18 protein-coding genes are annotated in these 19,024 nt (G+C 48.4%); 16 read left to right on the top strand and 2 right to left on the bottom strand.

Translation table 11 applies throughout. The annotated features are described in order from the left end of the window. Positions 1-195: 195 nt before the first annotated feature. From MKX98_RS17780 to MKX98_RS17770, 3 genes are all read left to right on the top strand, one after another. Positions 196-543, top strand: a complete 348-nt coding sequence (locus MKX98_RS17780; RefSeq protein WP_194542946.1) for a DUF1048 domain-containing protein — start codon at positions 196-198, stop codon at positions 541-543. 10 nt (positions 544-553) lie between these two features. Continuing rightward, the gene (locus MKX98_RS17775) at positions 554-904 is read left to right on the top strand and encodes a DUF1048 domain-containing protein (protein WP_071218998.1); all 351 of its coding nucleotides are present in this window, start codon (positions 554-556) and stop codon (positions 902-904) included. 165 nt (positions 905-1,069) lie between these two features. Next, positions 1,070-2,218, top strand: coding sequence for an enolase C-terminal domain-like protein (locus tag MKX98_RS17770; protein WP_339217511.1), 1,149 nt, complete (start codon positions 1,070-1,072; stop codon positions 2,216-2,218). A gap of 156 nt (positions 2,219-2,374) precedes the next feature. Here the strand turns inward: MKX98_RS17770 and MKX98_RS17765 are convergent, their stop codons facing one another. After that, the gene (locus tag MKX98_RS17765; RefSeq protein ID WP_220685075.1) at positions 2,375-2,833 is read right to left on the bottom strand and encodes a DinB family protein; all 459 of its coding nucleotides are present in this window, start codon (positions 2,831-2,833) and stop codon (positions 2,375-2,377) included. Between the two features lie 247 nt (positions 2,834-3,080). Here MKX98_RS17765 and MKX98_RS17760 point away from each other — a divergent pair, with 247 nt between their 5' ends. Then, positions 3,081-3,677 carry a DUF1349 domain-containing protein gene (locus MKX98_RS17760; protein ID WP_194542943.1) on the top strand — a complete coding sequence of 199 codons (597 nt, stop codon included), beginning with the start codon at positions 3,081-3,083 and terminating at the stop codon, positions 3,675-3,677. A gap of 48 nt (positions 3,678-3,725) precedes the next feature. On the opposite strand, the gene MKX98_RS17755 is transcribed toward MKX98_RS17760, so the two are convergent. Further along, positions 3,726-4,304, bottom strand: a complete 579-nt coding sequence (locus MKX98_RS17755) for an NAD(P)H oxidoreductase (RefSeq protein WP_339224497.1) — start codon at positions 4,302-4,304, stop codon at positions 3,726-3,728. A 246-nt stretch (positions 4,305-4,550) separates the two neighbouring features. On the opposite strand from MKX98_RS17755, the gene MKX98_RS17750 reads away from it, so the two are divergent. The 12 genes from MKX98_RS17750 to MKX98_RS17695 all read left to right on the top strand — a co-directional run bounded on the left by MKX98_RS17750 (position 4,551) and on the right by MKX98_RS17695 (position 19,010). After that, positions 4,551-4,922 (top strand): helix-turn-helix domain-containing protein, encoded by a 372-nt coding sequence (locus tag MKX98_RS17750; protein ID WP_194542942.1) that lies wholly within the window; start codon positions 4,551-4,553, stop codon positions 4,920-4,922. 151 nt (positions 4,923-5,073) lie between these two features. Then, positions 5,074-5,406: a helix-turn-helix domain-containing protein gene (locus MKX98_RS17745; RefSeq protein ID WP_339217508.1), complete on the top strand. Its 333-nt coding sequence runs from the start codon at positions 5,074-5,076 to the stop codon at positions 5,404-5,406. Positions 5,407-5,721: 315 nt separating this feature from the next. Further along, positions 5,722-6,450: an NAD(P)H-binding protein gene (locus MKX98_RS17740; protein ID WP_339217506.1), complete on the top strand. Its 729-nt coding sequence runs from the start codon at positions 5,722-5,724 to the stop codon at positions 6,448-6,450. A 15-nt stretch (positions 6,451-6,465) separates the two neighbouring features. Then, positions 6,466-6,789, top strand: a complete 324-nt coding sequence (locus MKX98_RS17735; RefSeq protein WP_339217504.1) for a hypothetical protein — start codon at positions 6,466-6,468, stop codon at positions 6,787-6,789. A gap of 91 nt (positions 6,790-6,880) precedes the next feature. Beyond that, entirely contained in the window at positions 6,881-7,714 is an 834-nt protein-coding gene (locus tag MKX98_RS17730) for a nucleotidyltransferase domain-containing protein (RefSeq protein WP_339224495.1), read from the top strand. 255 nt (positions 7,715-7,969) lie between these two features. Continuing rightward, positions 7,970-8,932 (top strand): ABC transporter permease subunit, encoded by a 963-nt coding sequence (locus MKX98_RS17725; protein ID WP_194544812.1) that lies wholly within the window; start codon positions 7,970-7,972, stop codon positions 8,930-8,932. 24 nt (positions 8,933-8,956) lie between these two features. Next, positions 8,957-9,841 (top strand): carbohydrate ABC transporter permease, encoded by an 885-nt coding sequence (locus MKX98_RS17720; protein ID WP_071219006.1) that lies wholly within the window; start codon positions 8,957-8,959, stop codon positions 9,839-9,841. Between the two features lie 125 nt (positions 9,842-9,966). Beyond that, entirely contained in the window at positions 9,967-11,562 is a 1,596-nt protein-coding gene (locus tag MKX98_RS17715; protein ID WP_339217503.1) for an extracellular solute-binding protein, read from the top strand. A 333-nt stretch (positions 11,563-11,895) separates the two neighbouring features. Further along, entirely contained in the window at positions 11,896-14,220 is a 2,325-nt protein-coding gene (locus tag MKX98_RS17710; protein WP_339217502.1) for a helix-turn-helix domain-containing protein, read from the top strand. A gap of 259 nt (positions 14,221-14,479) precedes the next feature. Beyond that, positions 14,480-17,056, top strand: a complete 2,577-nt coding sequence (locus tag MKX98_RS17705; RefSeq protein ID WP_339217501.1) for a hypothetical protein — start codon at positions 14,480-14,482, stop codon at positions 17,054-17,056. Between the two features lie 94 nt (positions 17,057-17,150). Next, positions 17,151-17,885, top strand: a complete 735-nt coding sequence (locus MKX98_RS17700) for a DUF1961 family protein (RefSeq protein WP_194542935.1) — start codon at positions 17,151-17,153, stop codon at positions 17,883-17,885. A gap of 90 nt (positions 17,886-17,975) precedes the next feature. After that, complete coding sequence (locus MKX98_RS17695; RefSeq protein WP_233355112.1) at positions 17,976-19,010, top strand: glycoside hydrolase family 88 protein; 1,035 nt, start codon at positions 17,976-17,978, stop codon at positions 19,008-19,010. Positions 19,011-19,024: the final 14 nt, after the last annotated feature.

The raw sequence follows: 19,024 nt of genomic DNA, 5'->3' as shown, positions 1-19,024 counted from the left end.
TTTCCTTTAAGGGTGCAAGTTCTTGTCCCCATGGACTAACGGCAGGATAGTTGAAAACGTACAATCCGTATCAGAACAAACGCTATTGACAATCCATCTACTGCGTGTTACTTTATAGCTGTAGTATGTATTACTTTATACCAGTGATACAGAATAGCAACGGGAAAAAATTAACGAGTTAAAGGAGATAAAATAATGAATTTTTGGGAGAAAATCACCGGCAGCGACATGACTAAGGAAATGAAAGCTTTTGAATTGAGAGCCAAAAAGTTACCACCTGATTATCAAGCGGCATGGGAAAAAATTAATGCGCATCTTTGGCCGCACTCAGATTTCACCGGTCGCAACCTCATGCCCATTCTTGACGGTGTGCTTGGCCTGCTCGAAGAAACGGCGGCAGACGGACAGAGTATCGAAGAGGTTTTGGGTGACGATATCAAAGGCTTCTGTTCAGCGCTGGCCGGCATCGATGAGGCAAAATCTTTTCGCGACAAGTGGCGCAAGCAACTCAACGACAATATCGCTAAAAAATTAGGTAAATAGGAGGATGAAAATGAGAATTCAAGATATCATTGAAGGCAAAAAAGAGTGGCGGGCGCACGTGGCGCGTGTCAAAGCGCTCCCGAAAGATTATCAGATTGTTTATAAAGAGATTCAAAAATATCTCTTTAAGGTCGGTCCTGTTGAGCTAACGGACGGGACGGGTTTGCTTTCGGGGATAATTGATCTTTTTGAAGAGGGTGCGGCCTTAAGGAAAGGCGTGCTCGAAGTGACGGGCAGTGACGTAGCGGCTTTCTGCGACGATCTAATCAAAGATTCAAAAACTTACGCTGACATCTATCAAGAATCTCTGGATCAAGAGGGTAACAAAGCCATAAAGAAGGATACGGATAAAACAAAGTAAAGTGGGATATCAGGCTGGAAACAGCAATTGAAGTGAAAGGTCATTTACAGATTTCCAACGGAAGAAGAATGTTCTTATCTTCTAACAGTATAATTCTATAATATGGTGTTCTGCTTACGAATCACATCGGGACATGAAACCGTCGAGTCGGTGAAGGAGGATTCTATGAATATTACGGGTATACAATCTGATTGGAAAGTGGAAAAGATCGAATTCGCCAAGTTAACGGGAGAACGAGCCAGAAGCGCGGGGGCCAATGGCAGGATCGGCATTCATGGCAAAAGCTGCACAGTGGATATCGCCAGAATAACGATCGATGGACAAACAGGGTACGGTAGCTCGATTCATATGACGCCGGAATGGGCCCAAGACATCATAGGCCGCCGATTGCTTGACTTATTCGATGACCGGGGCAGACTGCTCGAAGCGTATCGTTTGCAATTGGAATACCCAATGCTCGATTGGTTAGGAAAGAGACAAGACAAACCCGTGTATGACTTGGTGTCCGGTGGCCACATGGAAAGAGGAGTCCCATTGGTTGTTCCCTGCTATGATACCTCACTGTACTTCGACGATTTGCATTTGTCCGATGAGAGGACCGCAGTCGCGTTAATGCAGGAAGAAGCGATGCAAGGATATGCGAAGGGTCAACGTCATTTTAAGATTAAAGTTGGCCGTGGCGGACGCCATATGCCACTCTGGGAAGGGACGAAACGAGATATCGCAATTGTTCGGGGGATCTCGGAAGTGGCAGGTCCCACAGGTAAGATCATGATCGATGCGAATAATGCATATAATTTGAACTTAACCAAAGAGGTCTTGGGGGCTTTAGCGGATGTAAATCTGTATTGGCTGGAAGAAGCGTTCCATGAGGATGATGCCTTGTACGAGGATCTGAAGGAGTGGCTCCGGCAACGTGGGCAGAATGTGCTTATCGCGGATGGGGAAGGGCTTGCCTCACCGCATCTAATTGAGTGGGCGACACGCGGCCTTGTCGATGTGCTGCAGTACGATATCATCAGGCCCGGTTTCACGCATTGGATGGAATTAGGCGAGAAACTGGATGCCCATGGTTTGCGGACTGCGCCTCATTGTTACGGAAATGCCTATGGTATTTACGCGTCTGGACATTTGTCAGCCGCGGTGCAGAACTTCGAATTTGTGGAATATGACGACATTACAATCGAAGGAATGGATGTATCAGGCTATCGAATCGAAAACGGAGAGATTCATATTCCGGCCACGCCGGGTTTCGGAATCGTCTTCGACGATGAACTTGTAACTAACCTTATAAAGCGATCCGGCTGGTCCTGATGTCGAGGTACAACTGCATGGTTTTTATTGAAAGTCGCTATTTTAGCGGCTTTTTTATTTTATCGGTACAATTTCTTGTCTCGAGCCGGGGACAAGGAACTGTACCGATTACCGAAATGGACATAACTTATACGATTAGCTATCGAGTCATTACGTTCAGAATAGGGGGCCGGCGAATCCGTTTAAACGTGCTATGACGCCGATTTGACCGACATGGTACGACTCATGATCGAAAACATGATGGATAATCCATCGTAGCGTCGGCGGCGAAGGCGGTTCCCAACCGTCTGAAAAACGAGGGAGCTCTACAACTGGCTCGCGTTCATCGTATTCCATAAAGTCGAGTTTATGGTCTGTATGGTCTCGAATGTCGATATATGCCTGCAAAATATGCTGAGGACGATCCAAGACTCGTTGAAGTCGTCGCTCTCCCTTAAGTACGATCACGTTAATCCATTCGTCTTCGCTGCGCGCGATGTGCTCAACGATCCAAGCGATCGAATTCGGATGATCCGGATGCCTTGCATGCCACTGTTCCTCAGTCAATTGATTTAAATAAGGGATCAATATCTTTCTTGCATCGTTTCGATAAGGAAAAAAGGTAGTGAGCTTCATAAAATCCTCCAAGAAAAATAGAGTTGTTACAGGTATTTACTACCATGTGTCATTGTAACTTATTTTTAGAGATGGGAACAACTGACGATTAAGTTTGGGGCAAAGCGCTAGAGTATTCGTGCTGGGTAGAGATGTCAAATATCACAAAATTGTTTTATAAATGATATATTTAGAAGGGGAAAGATGGGTTTTTGTTGAACATCCCATCTTAAGAAATAAAAGTTAATTCAATAGAGGAGAATGAGTTATGATTAAGAATTTATTTCAGCCAGAAACAAGAAAGAATTTAATGTGGTTAAATGAACCTGAACATTGGGAGTTTACAGCAGATGGCAGGCTAATCATTGATGCTCCAACGAATGCTGACTTTTTCAAAGACCCCGGAGGTAAACATGTTGCTCATTCTGCACCCTATCTGCACATCCAGGTGAATTCAACATTTCAGCTTATAACGCAGCTTCAGGTAGACATGAACGAATTGTATGATTCCGGGTGTCTGATGTTGATGGCAGATGAGAACAATTGGGCTAAGCTTTGTTTTGAGTTCAACGGTGAGTATGCTACGATCGTGTCTGTTGTTACGCAGAACGGTTTGTCCGATGATTGTAACTCTGAGCGTGTATTAGTAAGCAATCCTTATTTAAAAATAACGAAGAATGATCAACTTATTTCTTTTTATTACTCATCAGATGGTGAAGCTTGGAAATTGATTCGATACTTTGGAATGAACACCTCAGCACCGTTTACAGCGGGTGTGGTAGCCCAATCACCGAAGGGAGCAGGTTGTCGAGTCGAATTTCTGTCTTTGGTTTTATCCGAATCTGATGAAAGAAGCAGGTTTTAAAGTAAACGCATAATAAAGCAATCAGACAGTTCAGACTTAATCTAAAGCTTACTGTTCCTTCGCATAATTCAACCCTAAGTGATGAGCATGGTTAAGCAGCGTCTCATAATGCTTGGGATTGGATTCCAAGGTCTCGTATAAAAATTCAACCTTGGAATTGGATACACCGCAATAATCTGTAATTCCCACATTGAGCAAATGAGTCATCATTTCATCATAGTTACGCTTTTTCATCTGTTCTTTCGAAACGCCCGCCAAACCAATCCACAAGACATGCTGATGATGAAGCTGGTTCGAACCGTACGCAAACCCATTGTTCCATACACGGTCTATATAACCTTTTAGCATGGCAGGCAAATGCCACCACCAAATTGGAAAAATAAATGCCAAGGCATCGTGCTTCTTCATTCGCCTTATTTCCAGTTCTACTTCAGGGGAAAAGGACTGTTCCTCTGTTGACCAGTCAGGTTCATCTACTCCTTTTAAAACAGGGTCAAAACCAATCTCGTGTAAATCCAAGATCTCATAGTCGTGGCCCGCCGCAGTAAGACCTTTTACGAAATGATCGGCAACCTTAAAGGTCAGGGAATCTTTTCTTGGGTGGGAAACAACGCATAATACTCTCATACTTGTCTCTTCACTACCTTTCTCATTTCTCAACAGCTATCTTATAGCCACGATCAATGGCTGATGCTATTATAAACAGTAATAAAATTATCAGGAAGTACGCACTTTCAAGTTCTATAGGATGATACAGGTGCCCTAGAAACATCGAAGTGCCCTAGACAGTTGCCCTAGAAACTTACCTGAGTAACGGACTGAAATGAATCTTATGTTCCTAGAAAAACCAGGCTTTTAACGGGGGAATGAGAGATGACTGAGAAGAGGGAAAATAACGTTCAAAAGAAGTATAAAGTCGGAGTGGAGGCGGCATTAGAAGTAATGGGGGGGAAATGGAAGCCTTTAATCATCTATCATTTGATGACAGGACGGAAACGGACGTCTGAGCTTCGACGGTTAATGCCCGACATCACGCAAAAAATGCTGACCACTCAACTAAGAGGCCTGGAAAAGGACGGAATTGTTGCACGAAAGGTTTATAAAGAGATCCCACCTAAAGTGGAGTATGAGTTAACGGTCTACGGCTGGGGATTAAAACCCGCATTAGACCATTTATGCTATTGGGGAGAAGATCACCTGGAAAAGATTTATGGTGATAAATCCAAGGTTTTGGAGGAGTTTTAAGGCAATACACACAGGCAATTCATACACCTAAAAGAATGGGCATTTATCCTTTTAAGCTTCAATGATTGACTTGATTGTAGAGCTATCGTAAAATTTTGTTATGTCAATTATAGGTAATGCACTTACTTAAAAGTAAGGGGATGATTCAATAATGATTCATCAGCGCGAATGTCCAATTGAGACACTCATTGATGTTTTAGGCGGTAAATGGAAACCCATGATTTTATGGCACTTGATTGAATCCAAGAAGAGGTTCAACGATCTGGAAAAGCTTATACCTGATGCTTCACAAAAAATGCTTTCACAACATCTCCGAGATTTGGAACGAGAAGGCATAGTTGATAGAACGTTTCACCCGGTTATCCCTCCAAAAGTGGAATATTCTCTTAGTGAATACGGCAGAACATTGATTCCTGTTGCAGAAATTATGTGTTCATGGGGAGAAAATCATAATAAGCGGAAATATGAAGAGCCAGCGTCATAAAGCCGGTTCATTGAACTTGTACACGAATTCAATCAACTCAAACAAAAAGCTGCCTCGGAATTCCGGGCAGCTTTTTGTTTACCTACAGTGCACAATCCTGATATGAATGGATAACAAAACTCCTATTACAGTAGAATTGTCGCCAAACTGTCTAAAATTCCCCCTTCCTCCCAACCTCCGCTAATATGTATCCCTTTCTGCATGCTTACTTTTAAGTAAGCACCCTACTTTAAAGTGGGTTCTTAACATCATTTTGAAGCGATGCTAAGCTTGAGTTATCCAAAATTTGGGACCCTAAAAGAGGAGGAACGAACAATGAGAATTATTGTTTTTGGAGCGACAGGGAATACAGGGAAAAGAGTGCTGGCACAAGGGATAAAAATGGGCCATGGAATGACCGCATTTGTGAGGAATTCCGAGAAGCTATATGATCAATTAGGTGAGCATTCCGCAAAGCATGTGAAGGTGATCGTGGACGATATAATGAACCCGGTAAGTGTCCGTCAGGCGCTCGTGAATCAAGACGCCGCTATGATTGCAGCAGGCCATGCAGGCCAGGGAGAAGAGTTTGTTCGTATCGTCGATAACATTATAAGCCAATGTGAATTGGAGCCTAGTTTCTCTGGGCGGGTATGGGTCATGGGAGGTGCTGGTTCACTGGATATTCCATATACCGAACTTATCGGCAACAATTTACCGGGGTTCCCACCTGAGTATAAAAATCACAACCGGAATTTCGAAAGGCTGCAACGGACTGGGCTCGATTGGTCCATGATGTGTCCAGGAACCATGATGGATTCAAGCGAGCATCCAGAGCCGGTTCATCTTCATGTAACAACGGATACCTTGCCCGTTCCGATGCCGGAGACGATTAAGGCATATTCCGAGGCAGAAATAGCCGGTCACTTGTTCAGCCGATTTCAAGAGCTGAATGTTGCTTATGACGATGTCGTAATGTGTATGTTGGACCATCTTGTGCTCGGAGGAGCGTTTAAGGGGAAAAGGGTCGGTCTAGCCTATCAAAGCAAGATATCGGTAAGCTGAGAAGAAGGGTGGGTCATGGATTTGTTTGGATTACTGCTCGTTTTGCATATATTAGCTTCGATCGCCATTATTGGCCCCGCTTTCGTGATGCCCATCATTCGAAGATCAGCAAGAACCGTCGGCCAGCTGCACTTTACTTTTGGTATATCGACCAAGCTTGCCATCATGCCAAAAATTGGCGGATTCGTACTTGTTAAGATCCTATCTGAAAGTCAAGAGCAGGGTAATGATATACCCGCCGAGTTCGGCCAGCTGATCAAAAAGATCGTACCCATCGAGACGGCAGCACAGCTGTTGATGATTGCCATATTGGTGCTCATGGTCTTTAAGCCATTTTAAAGAAGCCGATGGAGCGTCCTAACCCGCTTTTAGTCACATGATTGTGGTTGTGGTGCTATAATTAGGAAAATGCTGGGTAAAAGGAAAGTTGGTGATTGAAATAGGGATTTTAAAAGCGGGTTATGGTTTAGACCAAAATGGCTTTATTGTAAGCGATGTGAGTAAAGACAAAATTGCGGATGTCTATGCGACTTGCATTCATGAATCGATCGAGAGCCTTAAACATTTATTTCATCAACATTTGCATAGTGTTTATGTGTACGGTAGCGTAGCCAGAGGAGAAGCGATTGCAATTAAATCAGATTTAGACCTTATCGCTATGTTCAATACCAAATTAAGTTCTGATAAGTTAGCTGAATTAAAGAAACTTGCTGGAGAACTATCTAATAATTATCGTTTTATAGTTCGGGATGTTGGTATAGCTGTAGCCTATTATGACTATACGCTTGACCCCTCAAATTATTACGAAAATGCATTTCTTAAGGAACTCTGTGTTTGTGTATATGGAGAGGATCTAGGAGAACGATTTGGTCCTTATCAACTTACATCAGAGATAGCCATCCGTTTTAATGGTGATATTAATGAAGTTCTTAATCGGACGTTAACAAGGTTAACAACAGCTTCTGGAGAAGATTTTAAAACAATTACACAAAGCTTCGCTCGTAAACTCATTAGAACATATTATTCAATGGTGATGGAGCGTTCTCAGATTTGGACGACACGACTTCACGAACAGTCTGAAGTCTTTCTTCATCACTTTCCAGAAAAAGAATCAATCATTCGCACTCTGCTAAATTGGATAGATGAACCGCCTACAGACCATAAGGCTGTGTATGAGTTGTTTAAGATTGAGGGGGAATGGGCTGGCGCTAACTTTACAAATGAAGCCAACATTCCTTATAAAGCTAACGGGGGCTTTAGTTGAATAAGACAATACTACACAATAAAACTTCCAGATACTTGGAGGTTTTATTTTTTTGTTTCTGCGAGAAGTGCTTGTTTATACAGGGCTATACGCGTCTTACCACTCGTTTGCCGACTTTGCACTTTCTTTAAAAATGCCGAAAAACGAGGCTTTTTTACTCTTCAAAAATGTCTCATTGCGGGAAAAGAAAGCGCTGCCGCATAATAAGGCCACACCGCTCGCGAGGTGATGAACGACATATGGAGGTGGAGAATGATGAAGCAAGCTACGGCTCAAAGGGATTTCCCGCAAACGTCCAAGCAGGTGGAGCACCGCACGAGCTTCGCGGCGAGGCTTCGCAGGGACAAATGGCTCTACCTGCTGCTGCTCCCAGGCTTGCTTTATTTTTTGGTTTTTAAATACGTGCCGATGTGGGGGGTCATGCTGGCATTCCAAAACTATCAGCCGTTTACCGGCTTTTTGAAAAGCGAATGGGTAGGCTTCGAGCATTTTCGGCTATTTTTTAACAATCCAGAGTTTTTAATGCTGCTGCGTAATACGCTGTTGCTATCGTTCTATAATCTCATCTTCTTTTTTCCCGCTCCGATTATACTGGCACTCTTGTTAAACGAAGTAAGGCTTTCGTTCTTTAAGCGCACGATTCAAACGATGATTTACGTTCCACATTTTATATCGATGGTAATCGTGGCAAGCCTGACGTACGTGTTCCTAACCACGGAAGGCGGCACCGTCAACGAACTGCTATTCCAATATACGGGGAACAAAATCCAATTTCTGTCCGATCCGTCTTGGTTCCGCCCCGTGATTATTTTGCAGACGATCTGGAAGGAATGCGGCTGGGGAACGATTATATTCCTGGCGGCGCTGGCGGCCGTCGATGTGGAACAGTACGAAGCGGCGACGATTGACGGGGCAAACCGTTGGAGGCAAATCTGGCACATAACACTGCCGGCGATCCGCAGCACGATCGTAATTCTTTTGATTTTGCGGATGGGCAGCGTGCTGGACAACGGCTTCGAACAGATTTATCTGATGTTGAATCCGCTTAACCGCTCGGTAGGCGAAGTGTTCGACACATACGTATACGCGATGGGCATTACACAAGGCGCTTTTAGCTACAGTACGGCTGTCGGGCTGTTTAAATCGATTGTTGGCGTAACGCTGGTGCTCGGCACGAACTGGCTGGCGAAAAAGTTCGGCCAATCCGGGCTTTACTGATAAGCAAGAAAGGGGAATCAATCTATGGCCAAGCAATACAAATCCGCGGCCGGTGTCACGTTCGATGCTGCCAACTACATCGTGCTATCGTTGTTCGGGCTGGCTGCCGTGCTCCCTTTCGTCTACGTGATTGCGGGCTCTTTTGCCTCGGACGCGGAGCTTACGTCAAGAGCGGTATTTTTCATACCCAAAACATTTACATTAAACGCTTATAAGTTTATTTTTTCGACAGATACGATTATGAGAAGCATCGGCGTCTCCGTCTACATAACGGTCATCGGCACGCTCGTCAACCTGTTTTTCACGGTTACGATGGCCTATTCCTTAGCCAAGAGAGGGTTGTACGGCCGGAATCTGGTGCTGAATCTCGTCATCTTCTCCATGCTGTTTGGCGGTGGCATGATTCCGACTTATCTGGTCGTGAAGGAGCTGAACCTGCTCGATTCGCTCTGGGCTCTCATGCTGCCAGGGGCGATCAGCGCGTTTAATCTGATCATCGTCAAAAACTTTTTTCAGGAAATTCCGAAGGAGATCGAGGAGGCCGGCCGCATCGACGGCTGCTCCGAGCTTGGCCTCTTAGGGCGGATCGTGCTGCCGCTTTCAATGCCCGTCCTCGCTACGTTTACGTTGTTTTACGCCGTCGGGCATTGGAACGATTTCTTTGCGGCACTGCTGTATATTAACGATCCGGAAAAATGGCCGCTGCAGGTCATGCTGCGCCAGATCGTTCTGCTGTCGCAAGCGGCTGCAGGCGATTTGAACTCGATGGACCCTAATTTCGTGCAGCCGCCGGATCAATCGATCAAAATGGCCGTGATCGTTGTCGGCACGGTTCCGATCTTGTGTGTGTATCCGTTCCTGCAAAAGCATTTTGCCAAAGGCGTCCTGCTTGGCTCGGTCAAAGGCTAAAGTTTGTTATTCCAAATGTGTGATTCCGCTTAGGCTCTGTTGTTAATACCCGAGACACGCTGATTGATTTGCTTGGAGCTCATGCGGTTTGCAATATGATCTTAATGATAAAGGGAGGCTATTTAATGAAGAAAAAGACAATGAAGGCGAAACGTGCTTCCACATTTCTAATTCTAGGCACGGTTTGTATCGTACTGATGGCAAGCTGCTCGTCCGGTAAAAACAACGGTGGCACAGACTCTTCCAACAATTCGACGGCGGCTCCCCCTGCAAGCGCTTCCGCAGATACGCAAGAAGCGTTTAAGCTGAACATCATGCTCCCGATTTTTAAAACGAACTATCCGAAGGACGACAGTCCCGTAGCGGCTGAACTCGAGAAGCTGACCGGCACGGACATTCATTTCGAATGGGTGCCTAACGCTTCCTATGCGGATAAATTCAACATTACGCTTGCATCGGGCAATTTGCCGAAAATCATTTACGTGCCGGACTCAAAGGGCCCGAGTTTCGTTAGTGCGGTAAAATCGGGGGCGTTCTGGGATTTGACCGACAAACTCAAAAATTATCCGAACCTCAGCCAGGCCAGCGAAATCATTCTGAACAACTCCTCGATTAACGGCAAAACGTACGGCGTATATCGCGGGCGCGAGCTTGGCCGCAACGGCGTTTATTACCGCCAGGATTGGCTGGAGAACGTCGGACTTGAGCAACCGAAAACGATCGACGATTTTTACAACATGCTGAAAGCGTTCAAAGAGAAGGATCCGGACGGCAACGGTAAAGACGACACGTACGGACTGGTTATGGTCAAATGGACGGCCGGCTGGGGAGCGGGCTTCGACCAGATCAAACTGTGGTTTGGTGCACCTAACGTTTGGGGTGAAAGGGATGGCCAGCTCGTACCGGAGTTCGAATACGATGAATATCTCGAAGCGCTCAAGTTCATGAAAAAGCTGTATGACGAAAAACTCGTCAACCAAGATTTTGCCGTCATGGACTCGGCGAAGTGGACGGATCCGCTTGTTAACGGGCAAGCCGGCGTGATTATCGACGTCGTCGACGGAGCGGCTCGAGTCGACGACAAAATCAAGGCGGCGAACGCGGCGGCGGGCAATGATTCAAGGGAGCATTACATGGATGTGTTCGGTGCAGTAACCGGTGCGGATGGTCAAATTCGCACGCTGCCTACTTCCGGTTTTGCCGGCCTATTGGCCATTCCGAAGTCGAGTGTGAAGACTGAGGAGGAAGTCCACCGCATTCTGAAATTTCTAGACCAGCTGAACGAGCCTGACCTGCAAACGCTGACCAGCTTCGGCCTTGAAGGCGTGCATTATACCAAGATCGACGATACAACGCTGGAAAGAAGTACGGATTCCGTGCTGCTCGAGTCTGAAGTCGAAGGTCTTAACCAGATGGTACCTTACATTCCTGAAGGAAAAGGGCTGCAAGTGGCCCAGACACCGCTTCGCTTAAAACAAACAGAGGTTCAAATAAAAAACCGGGAAACCATCGTCGCCAATCCGGCGGAGCCGTTTATTTCTGAGGTGTATTCGCAAAAAGGACAACAGCTTGGCAATATTATTAATGATGCCCGCATTAAATTCATCGTCGGCCAAATCGACGAGCAAGGCTGGCGCGATGCAATCGAACTGTGGAAAAAATCCGGGGGCAACGATTACGTGAAGGAAATCAACGAGCTGTACGCAGCGTCCAAATCCTAGACGAAGTCAATTAGCAGTGATATTCAGCGGAAAAAAGAGGCAACTGCCTCTTTTTTCTCTATCCGAATTTTTCTTCCGAGAGTCCCCACAAAGTGACGGTAGCTGCTCTGTAGCCAAGACTCCACGATGGCCGGTTTTTGGAATTCCTCTGTTTTTTAAACAATTTACTCTGAAAATATGCAGGTTTTATTAGTAGGACCGCGTTATGCTAATTAAGACAGTCGATTTTATTTCACTGTTGCTATATTTGAATACGCTTACATATCTGAAAGGCAAAGGACCGCCTAACAAAGGAAGGCAAAACTAATTTTAGATATGGTTGGTGAGCTGACGATGAATGGATGGAAAATGTTATTGGCCCGCTTATCCGGCAGATCTGGCAGCTTCTATAGGAAAAGCTTAATCATGTTCCTGTTTGTTGCCGGAATTCCCGGCATTATTACCGGGGTTCTCGTATATTCGATGGCCGGTGGTAAGCTGGAAAAGGAGCTGCTGAAGCTCCATAACAACCAGATTGAGCAGCGGTCGCAGAACCTGAATAAACAGCTGTCCAATCTCGAAATGATGCTGGCGCATTGGGCGTTCGATACGAGCTTCGATTATTCGCTCGGCGAACGCGACTTCGTGCGTGATTTTGAGAAGACCCGCGATATTACGAATACGCTGCTCGTCATGCAGGGCTCCAATACGATGATTCGTAACGTCAGCCTCTATTTGCGCGGAAGCCAGCCGGTATTGTTTTATCCGGAATATTCCGCTTTACATGATGCAAGTGTCATCAAGCTATACGACCAACTGCTTGACGCAGGAAAAACGACGTATTGGACACAGCTAACGCTGGATCCCGATCAGCCGGGAAAACGGGAATTGACGTTTGTACATCTCGTTCCCGGTGGCAGCCAAAAACCGATTGGAGCCTTGATCGTCCGCTTGGACAGCGATCAAGTCGCGGAAGCGCTGCAGACCATTACCCCTTATGCCGACGGCGAAAATTTTCTAACGGAGCCGAGCAGTCATCTATTCGTATCCGCCAACGGGAGCTCGATAGATTCGACGTTCGTAAAGGCAGTCAGAAGCGAGGTCGAGTCAAACGTGAATAAGGAAGGCTCGTTTCTTTATGAATGGAACGACAAGACCTATGCGGTCACGTACGGTTATTTCGCACGAATCATGGATAACTGGCTGTACGTGTCGGCTTCGCCGATCACCAATATAACTGCACCGGTCGTTTTTATATCCAAAGTCATTTTGACGGTCAGCTTGAGCGCTCTCTTGCTGGCAATAGGGCTTGCTTGGCTTGCATCGATCCGAATGTACTTACCTGTAAAAAGGCTAATGAAGGATTTGCTGCCAAGCGCCTCCTTATCGGGCGGAGGCCGGGAGGACGAGTTTACGCTAATCGAGCGGCAATGGCAGCATTTAAGCAGGGAGAGTCGGGAGCTGAACGCCAAGTGGCTCGAGCAGCTGCCGCATGTAAAGGAAAGCTTTCTCCATCAGCTCCTTCAGGGCTATTTGTACGCCTATACGGAGGAGGACCTGCGGTCACGGATGGAACGGTATAAATGGCAGGTGTGCGGCAAGCAATTTGTCGTGCTGTACGTACAGCTTACCGGGATCGCCAGCATGGAAGGGAAATTCAAGTTTGGCGACGAGGGACTGGTTACCTTCGCATCCGTCAACATGATCGAAGAGCTGGCGGATTCGTATTTCGAGCAAAGCAGCACGATCAATTTCCATGATCTTGGATCAGGGGTGCTGCTCATCTTGCCGGAAGGGGAGCCATGTACAGAAACGATCAAATCGTTTTGCGAAAAGCTTGCGCAGACGGTTAACCGGTTGCTGAACATGGTGGTGACGGTGGCGATCAGCCGGGCTACCGGCCGTGTAAGCGACATACCGCTCGCATTTGAAGGCGTGAAACACGCAGCCAGCTTCCGCAAATTCGATAACGATAACCAGATTATCGAAATGGAGCAGCTGAATTTCGAGGATTCGTCCGAACCGCAGTATCCCTTTACGCTGGAAAGAGAATTTCTTCAGGCGCTTCGAACCGGACAGGAAGCGGACGCCAACGCCTTGCTCGTTGAATTCCAGAATGCGCTGTCCGTGCAGGAGGCAAAAGCGATAGATGTCCAGCAGGGGATGCTTCATTTGCTGGGTTCCGTCCAGCATGCGATTCTCGTATCCGGTATTCAGCCGAATCGTTTGTTCAAGGGCGCCAACCTGTATGAGCAGCTTTCGCAGATTAAAGAACCTGCCGGCGCCAGGGAATGGTTCCAAGTGAAGGTGATCGCCCCTTTCATGAAGGAGCTGACGACCCGAACGGATGGCCAGGTCAAACGGCTGATTGAGCATGCCATGATCTATATGCAGCAAAACTATATGCACGACATTTCGCTCGACAATTGCGCCGACCACATCGGCACGAACCCGTTTTTCCTGAGCAAATCATTCAAACTGGTCACCGGCAAAAACTTTATCGATTATTTGACCGAGCTGCGTATGGAAAAAGCGAAGGAGCTTCTTCGGGAATCGGAGATGAAAATTAACACGGTTGCCGAACAAGTCGGATATCGGCACAGCTATTTTAATCGGATCTTTAAAAAGCTCGAGGGCATGACTCCTACCCGTTATCGTGAACTTAGCCGGGCAGATTAGGAAGTAAGCTGCGATAAACAGATCGAAAGAAGCAGCCGGCAGCGGTTCATGATGTGACCGCTGCCGGCTTTATTGTGATGCGCAGGGCTGCGAAGCACCAGAAAAACCTTAACGTGCAATAAAGTGCAATTCTCGCGAAATCGTGCAATTTAGCCCGGCGGATGCCATCAAGAAAGTGCCATTGCCGGGAAAGCCGCAGCTGTCTACAATGAGGGCGTTGAAAGAACGGAAGCCAAGAAAACGTTTAGGAGATGATGCCATGAACGACACGCGAGTATCACTGCGTTGGTTAAAGGCAGCCGCTGATATTCCGGCCGGGCTGACTTGGGGAATGCCGTGGAAGGAGGGGGAGCTTTCACGGGACGACCGGCTGTCGCTGCACTTGGAGGGCGGGACTGCCCCTGCACTGCAAAGCTGGCCGACTGCATATTGGCCGGACGGCAGCGTCAAATGGACGGCGCATGCCGCCGCATTTCCGACTGGTGCCCCTCATGGGTATACCATCGTGAAGGGAGATTCCAAACATTCACCAACAGCGGGTTCAGTGTCCGTACGTGAAGCAGAGGATGGCTTTACCATCGACACGGGCGTCATTTCCTTTCGGGTACCGAAAACAGGTAGCCAAATGATTGCCGATGTTCTACGAAACGGTGTCAGTATAAGCTCTTATGGCGAGTTGATCGCTATCAAGGAAAGCGTAAGCGAGCTGACCGGGAGCCGAACGATCCGGGAGGAACGTTATCAATCCCAAATCTACGAAGCGAAGGTGGAGCAAGCAGGTCCGGTACGAGCGGTCGTCAAGCTGACGGGCCGCCACCGTGCCGTGAACGGAACTGGTGAATGGCTTCCTTTTTCGCTTCGCCTGTACGCTTACGCGGGTCTGGAGTCGATCCGGATGGTGCATACGTTTTTTTATGACGGCAATCCGAACCAGGATTTCGTGAAGGGACTCGGCATCCGTTTCATCCTGCCGATCCGTGGGCCGCTGTACAACCGCCACGTCCGGTTTGCCGGTGATACCGGTTATTTAAGCGAATCGCCCAAAACGCTTCATTCGCGGCGCACAAAAGGCAGATATTTGGAGCTGTTCAAGCGTCAGCTCAATGGGGAAACACTGACCGACGAAGAAATGGACGACGAGTACTTTATGAATCTGCTGCACGACTCCGCAAGCTGGGACGGCTTTAAGGTGACGCAGTTCTCAGCCGACCATTATCTGATGGCCAAGCGGACCAGGGCAGGCTGCAGCTGGATCAAATCCGGAGAAGGCCGGAGAGCGCGCGGTGTTGCATATGTCGGTGGGCCCGGCGGCGGACTGGCTCTTGCGATGCGCAATTTCTGGCAAAAGCATCCTTCGGGCATGGAGGCGCACGGCCTCACAGAGGACCAGGCGCAGCTGATCGCCTGGTTCTGGTCCCCGGAAGCGCCGGCCATGGACATGCGCCATTACGATACGTTAACGCATGTTGAATCTTCCTACGAAGGCGCGGAAGAGCTGCGGGCAACTCCGTACGGCGTCGGCAATACGAGCGAGCTGACGATTTGGTGCCGGGCGTTTACGCCGTCGCCAGTTGAGCTGGAGGCTTACGCGAGCTATAACGACTCGCCTCCGCAGCTTGTATGCGAGCCGGCTTATTTGCGGAGCCAAGGCGCTTTTGGCATTTGGAGCTTGCCGGACAGGGGAACGCCCGCCAAATCCCGCCTCGAAGAGAAGCTGAACGGGATCATCGCCTTTTACCAAAGGGAGGTGGAGCAGAGGCGCTGGTACGGCTTCTGGGATTACGGCGATTTCATGCACAGCTACGACCCTGCGCGCCATGTCTGGAATTATGACCTCGGCGGCTGTGCTTGGCAAAATACGGAGCTGGTCCCGAACATGTGGCTGTGGCTGATGTTTTTGCGCTCGGGACGCGAAGACATTTTCCGGATGGCGGAGGCGATGACGCGCCATACGAGCGAGGTCGACGTCTATCATTTCGGTGAATACGCCGGGCTCGGTTCGCGGCATAACGTCGTCCATTGGGGCTGCGGCTGCAAGGAGGCACGGATCGGCATGGCCGGACTCCATCGCTACTATTATTATTTAACGGGGGACGAGCGGATCGGGGATATGATGGACGAGGCGAAGGATGCCGACTATACGACCGTCCATATCGATCCGATGCGCGCCTATTTTCCCAAGGACGAGCATAAGACCCATATCCGGGTCGGCCCGGATTGGGCGGCTTTCAGCTCCAACTGGATGACCCGCTGGGAGCGCAAAGAGGATATGTTTTACCGCGATAAACTGCTTACCGGCATTCAATGCATTAAACAGGCGAATTACGGTCTGATCTCCGGTCCGACTTACGGTTATGATCCGAATACCGGCTTGCTGACGTCGATGGGTGACGACAACTGGGGGCGCCATCTGGCGTTATGCATGGGCGCGCCGCAGGTATGGTTCGAGCTGTCCGGCATGCTGAAGGATAAACAGTGGGACGACATGATGGCCGATTTCGGTGTTTTCTATAATCTTTCGCAGGAAGAAAAGGATCAAATCACAGGCGGCGCCATCAGCACAAAGCGGTTTGAGCATCCAGTTCTGACGCTGGCCCTCGTCGCTTACGGCGCGTGGTACCGTAAGGACAGGCGTACAGCCGATGTTGCCTGGTCGACGCTGCTGGGACACCCTTTTGCAACCACAGACCTGGAAAAAGATGCCGTTGACGTTACGTACGTCGACAAGCTGAAGGAGATTGACTGGATGAATACGAATGAGGCGTCGCAATGGTCTTTGAACACGATCATCAGCCTGGAACTGATCCCAGATTCTTTACCTGACCATGTAGACTAAGGCCCGCCAGGAAGCTAATGTGTAATGCAGCTCGGTTATCGCTCGTCGCCCATGCGCGGTAACCCAGACATGGGAAGAAAGGAGCGTGAATACGATGACAACAGATCAACCAACCGAAACAGGGGTCGTGCATACTGCTAAAAGCCCGCTGATTCCCGAAAGTTGGCGTGCGATTTATGCAAACCCACTCTCCAAGCCCGAGCATGTCGCGGATTTTCGAATGGAGGGAGAAGGAGCCATCACGTTTCCTTTGGGACGTATGCGGCTCGAAAGCGTCCGCGACGAGGCGGAGGGGCAGCGAGCCAATTTCGTATTGTGGTGCCCGGAGAACTTTCCGGCGGACGCCGCCGTCTCATGGGATTTTTGGCCGGTACGCGAGCCGGGCCTGGCGATTATGTTTTTTAGCGCAAGCGGCACGGAAGGCCGGGATTTGCTCGATTCTTCCATCAAGCCACGGACTGGTGAATACGACCAGTATCATCACGGCGAAATGAACGCTTTCCACGTTTCTTACTTCCGGAGGAAGTGGGCGGAGGAGCGGAAGTTTCATACATGCAATTTGCGTAAAAGCTACGGTTTCCACCTGGTCGCGCAAGGTGCCGACCCGATTCCGGGTGTCATGGACGCAGTCGGACCATACCGGATGCTGATCGTTAAGAGCGGACATCGCATTACGTTTGCCGTTAACAATCTTCCGCTTTTCTCGTGGGAAGACGACGGCGTCACGTACGGGCTTCCAATCGCTGGCGGAAAGCTCGGTTTCCGCCAGATGGCGCCTCTGATTGGAGAATACGCGAATTTAACCGTATATGCCGAAAGTAAATCGTAGTAAACACCGTTAATTCCATAATTACTGTCAAAGCCTCTTCCATCTCAGTAGAGGCTTTGACCAAGGAGGCTTTGCAAATTGAAGTTAACTATTGCTAATGCCGATCTTAAGCAGGTTGTCGGGTGCGTTGCAGACTACACCTTCGGCATGGATCTCACTTGGGACTGGCCTTGCGGCGTCGCCTATTACGGGATCAGCCGTGCCTTTGAAGTGACTGGCGAGCAAGCATATTTGGAACGGATGATAGAGTGGTGCGATGAATATATCGAAGCAGGACTTCCGGGATGGACGGTCAACACATGCTCGATGGGACATATGCTGCTCACCCTTTACGAACAGACGAAGGATCAGAAATACCTCGATATCATCATGAGCAAGGTGGACTATCTGGAGAACAACGCCCTGCGTTTCGGTGACGGTGTGCTCCAGCACACGGTGTCGGCTAAAAACGATTTTCCGGAGCAATGCTGGGCGGACACTCTGTTTATGGCGGGATATTTCCTATTACGCGCAGGCGTGGTGCTTGGGGAGAAGCAGCTTATTGACGATGCACTTCATCAGTTTTATTGGCATATTAATTATTTGCAGGACGAGAATACCAGCCTGTGGTATCACGGATATAACCACCTTAATAAGGATCATATGTCAGGAATGTATTGGGCACGCGCCAACGCTTGGGCGGCCTATACGATGTCACGCGTGGGACATGTGCTGCCGCAAGCTTACCTGTACCCACCATTTATGCATATTATAAGCTCGCTGCGAGACCAGCTTGCCGCCATCAAAAAGCTGCAGAAGGATGACGGCCTCTGGGGCACCGTGCTCGACTACCCGGAAGCTTATGGCGAGGTGTCAGCCACGGCTGGCATTGCCGCGGCAATGGTGATGCAGAATAATCCGCTTCATGCCAAACATGTAGAGCGGGCGTTAAAGGGCGTGCTGGCTAATATTTCCGAACGAGGACGGGTGCTTAACGTATCCGGTGGAACCGCCGTCATGAACGACATCAGGGGTTATCTCGAAGTGGATAAAAAATGGGCCCAGGGCTGGGGGCAGGGACTTGCGCTTGCCTTACTTTCCGCAGTTATCGAAATGAACAACACGGGAGAACAGGATAACGGATAGATGTTCATATTAAG

This window comes from Paenibacillus sp. FSL W7-1332, from assembly GCF_037969785.1.
GTDB lineage: Bacteria > Bacillota > Bacilli > Paenibacillales > Paenibacillaceae > Paenibacillus_AQ.
The sequence above is the reverse complement of the archived record's forward strand: the minus strand, read 5'-3'. Positions and strand labels throughout refer to the sequence as shown.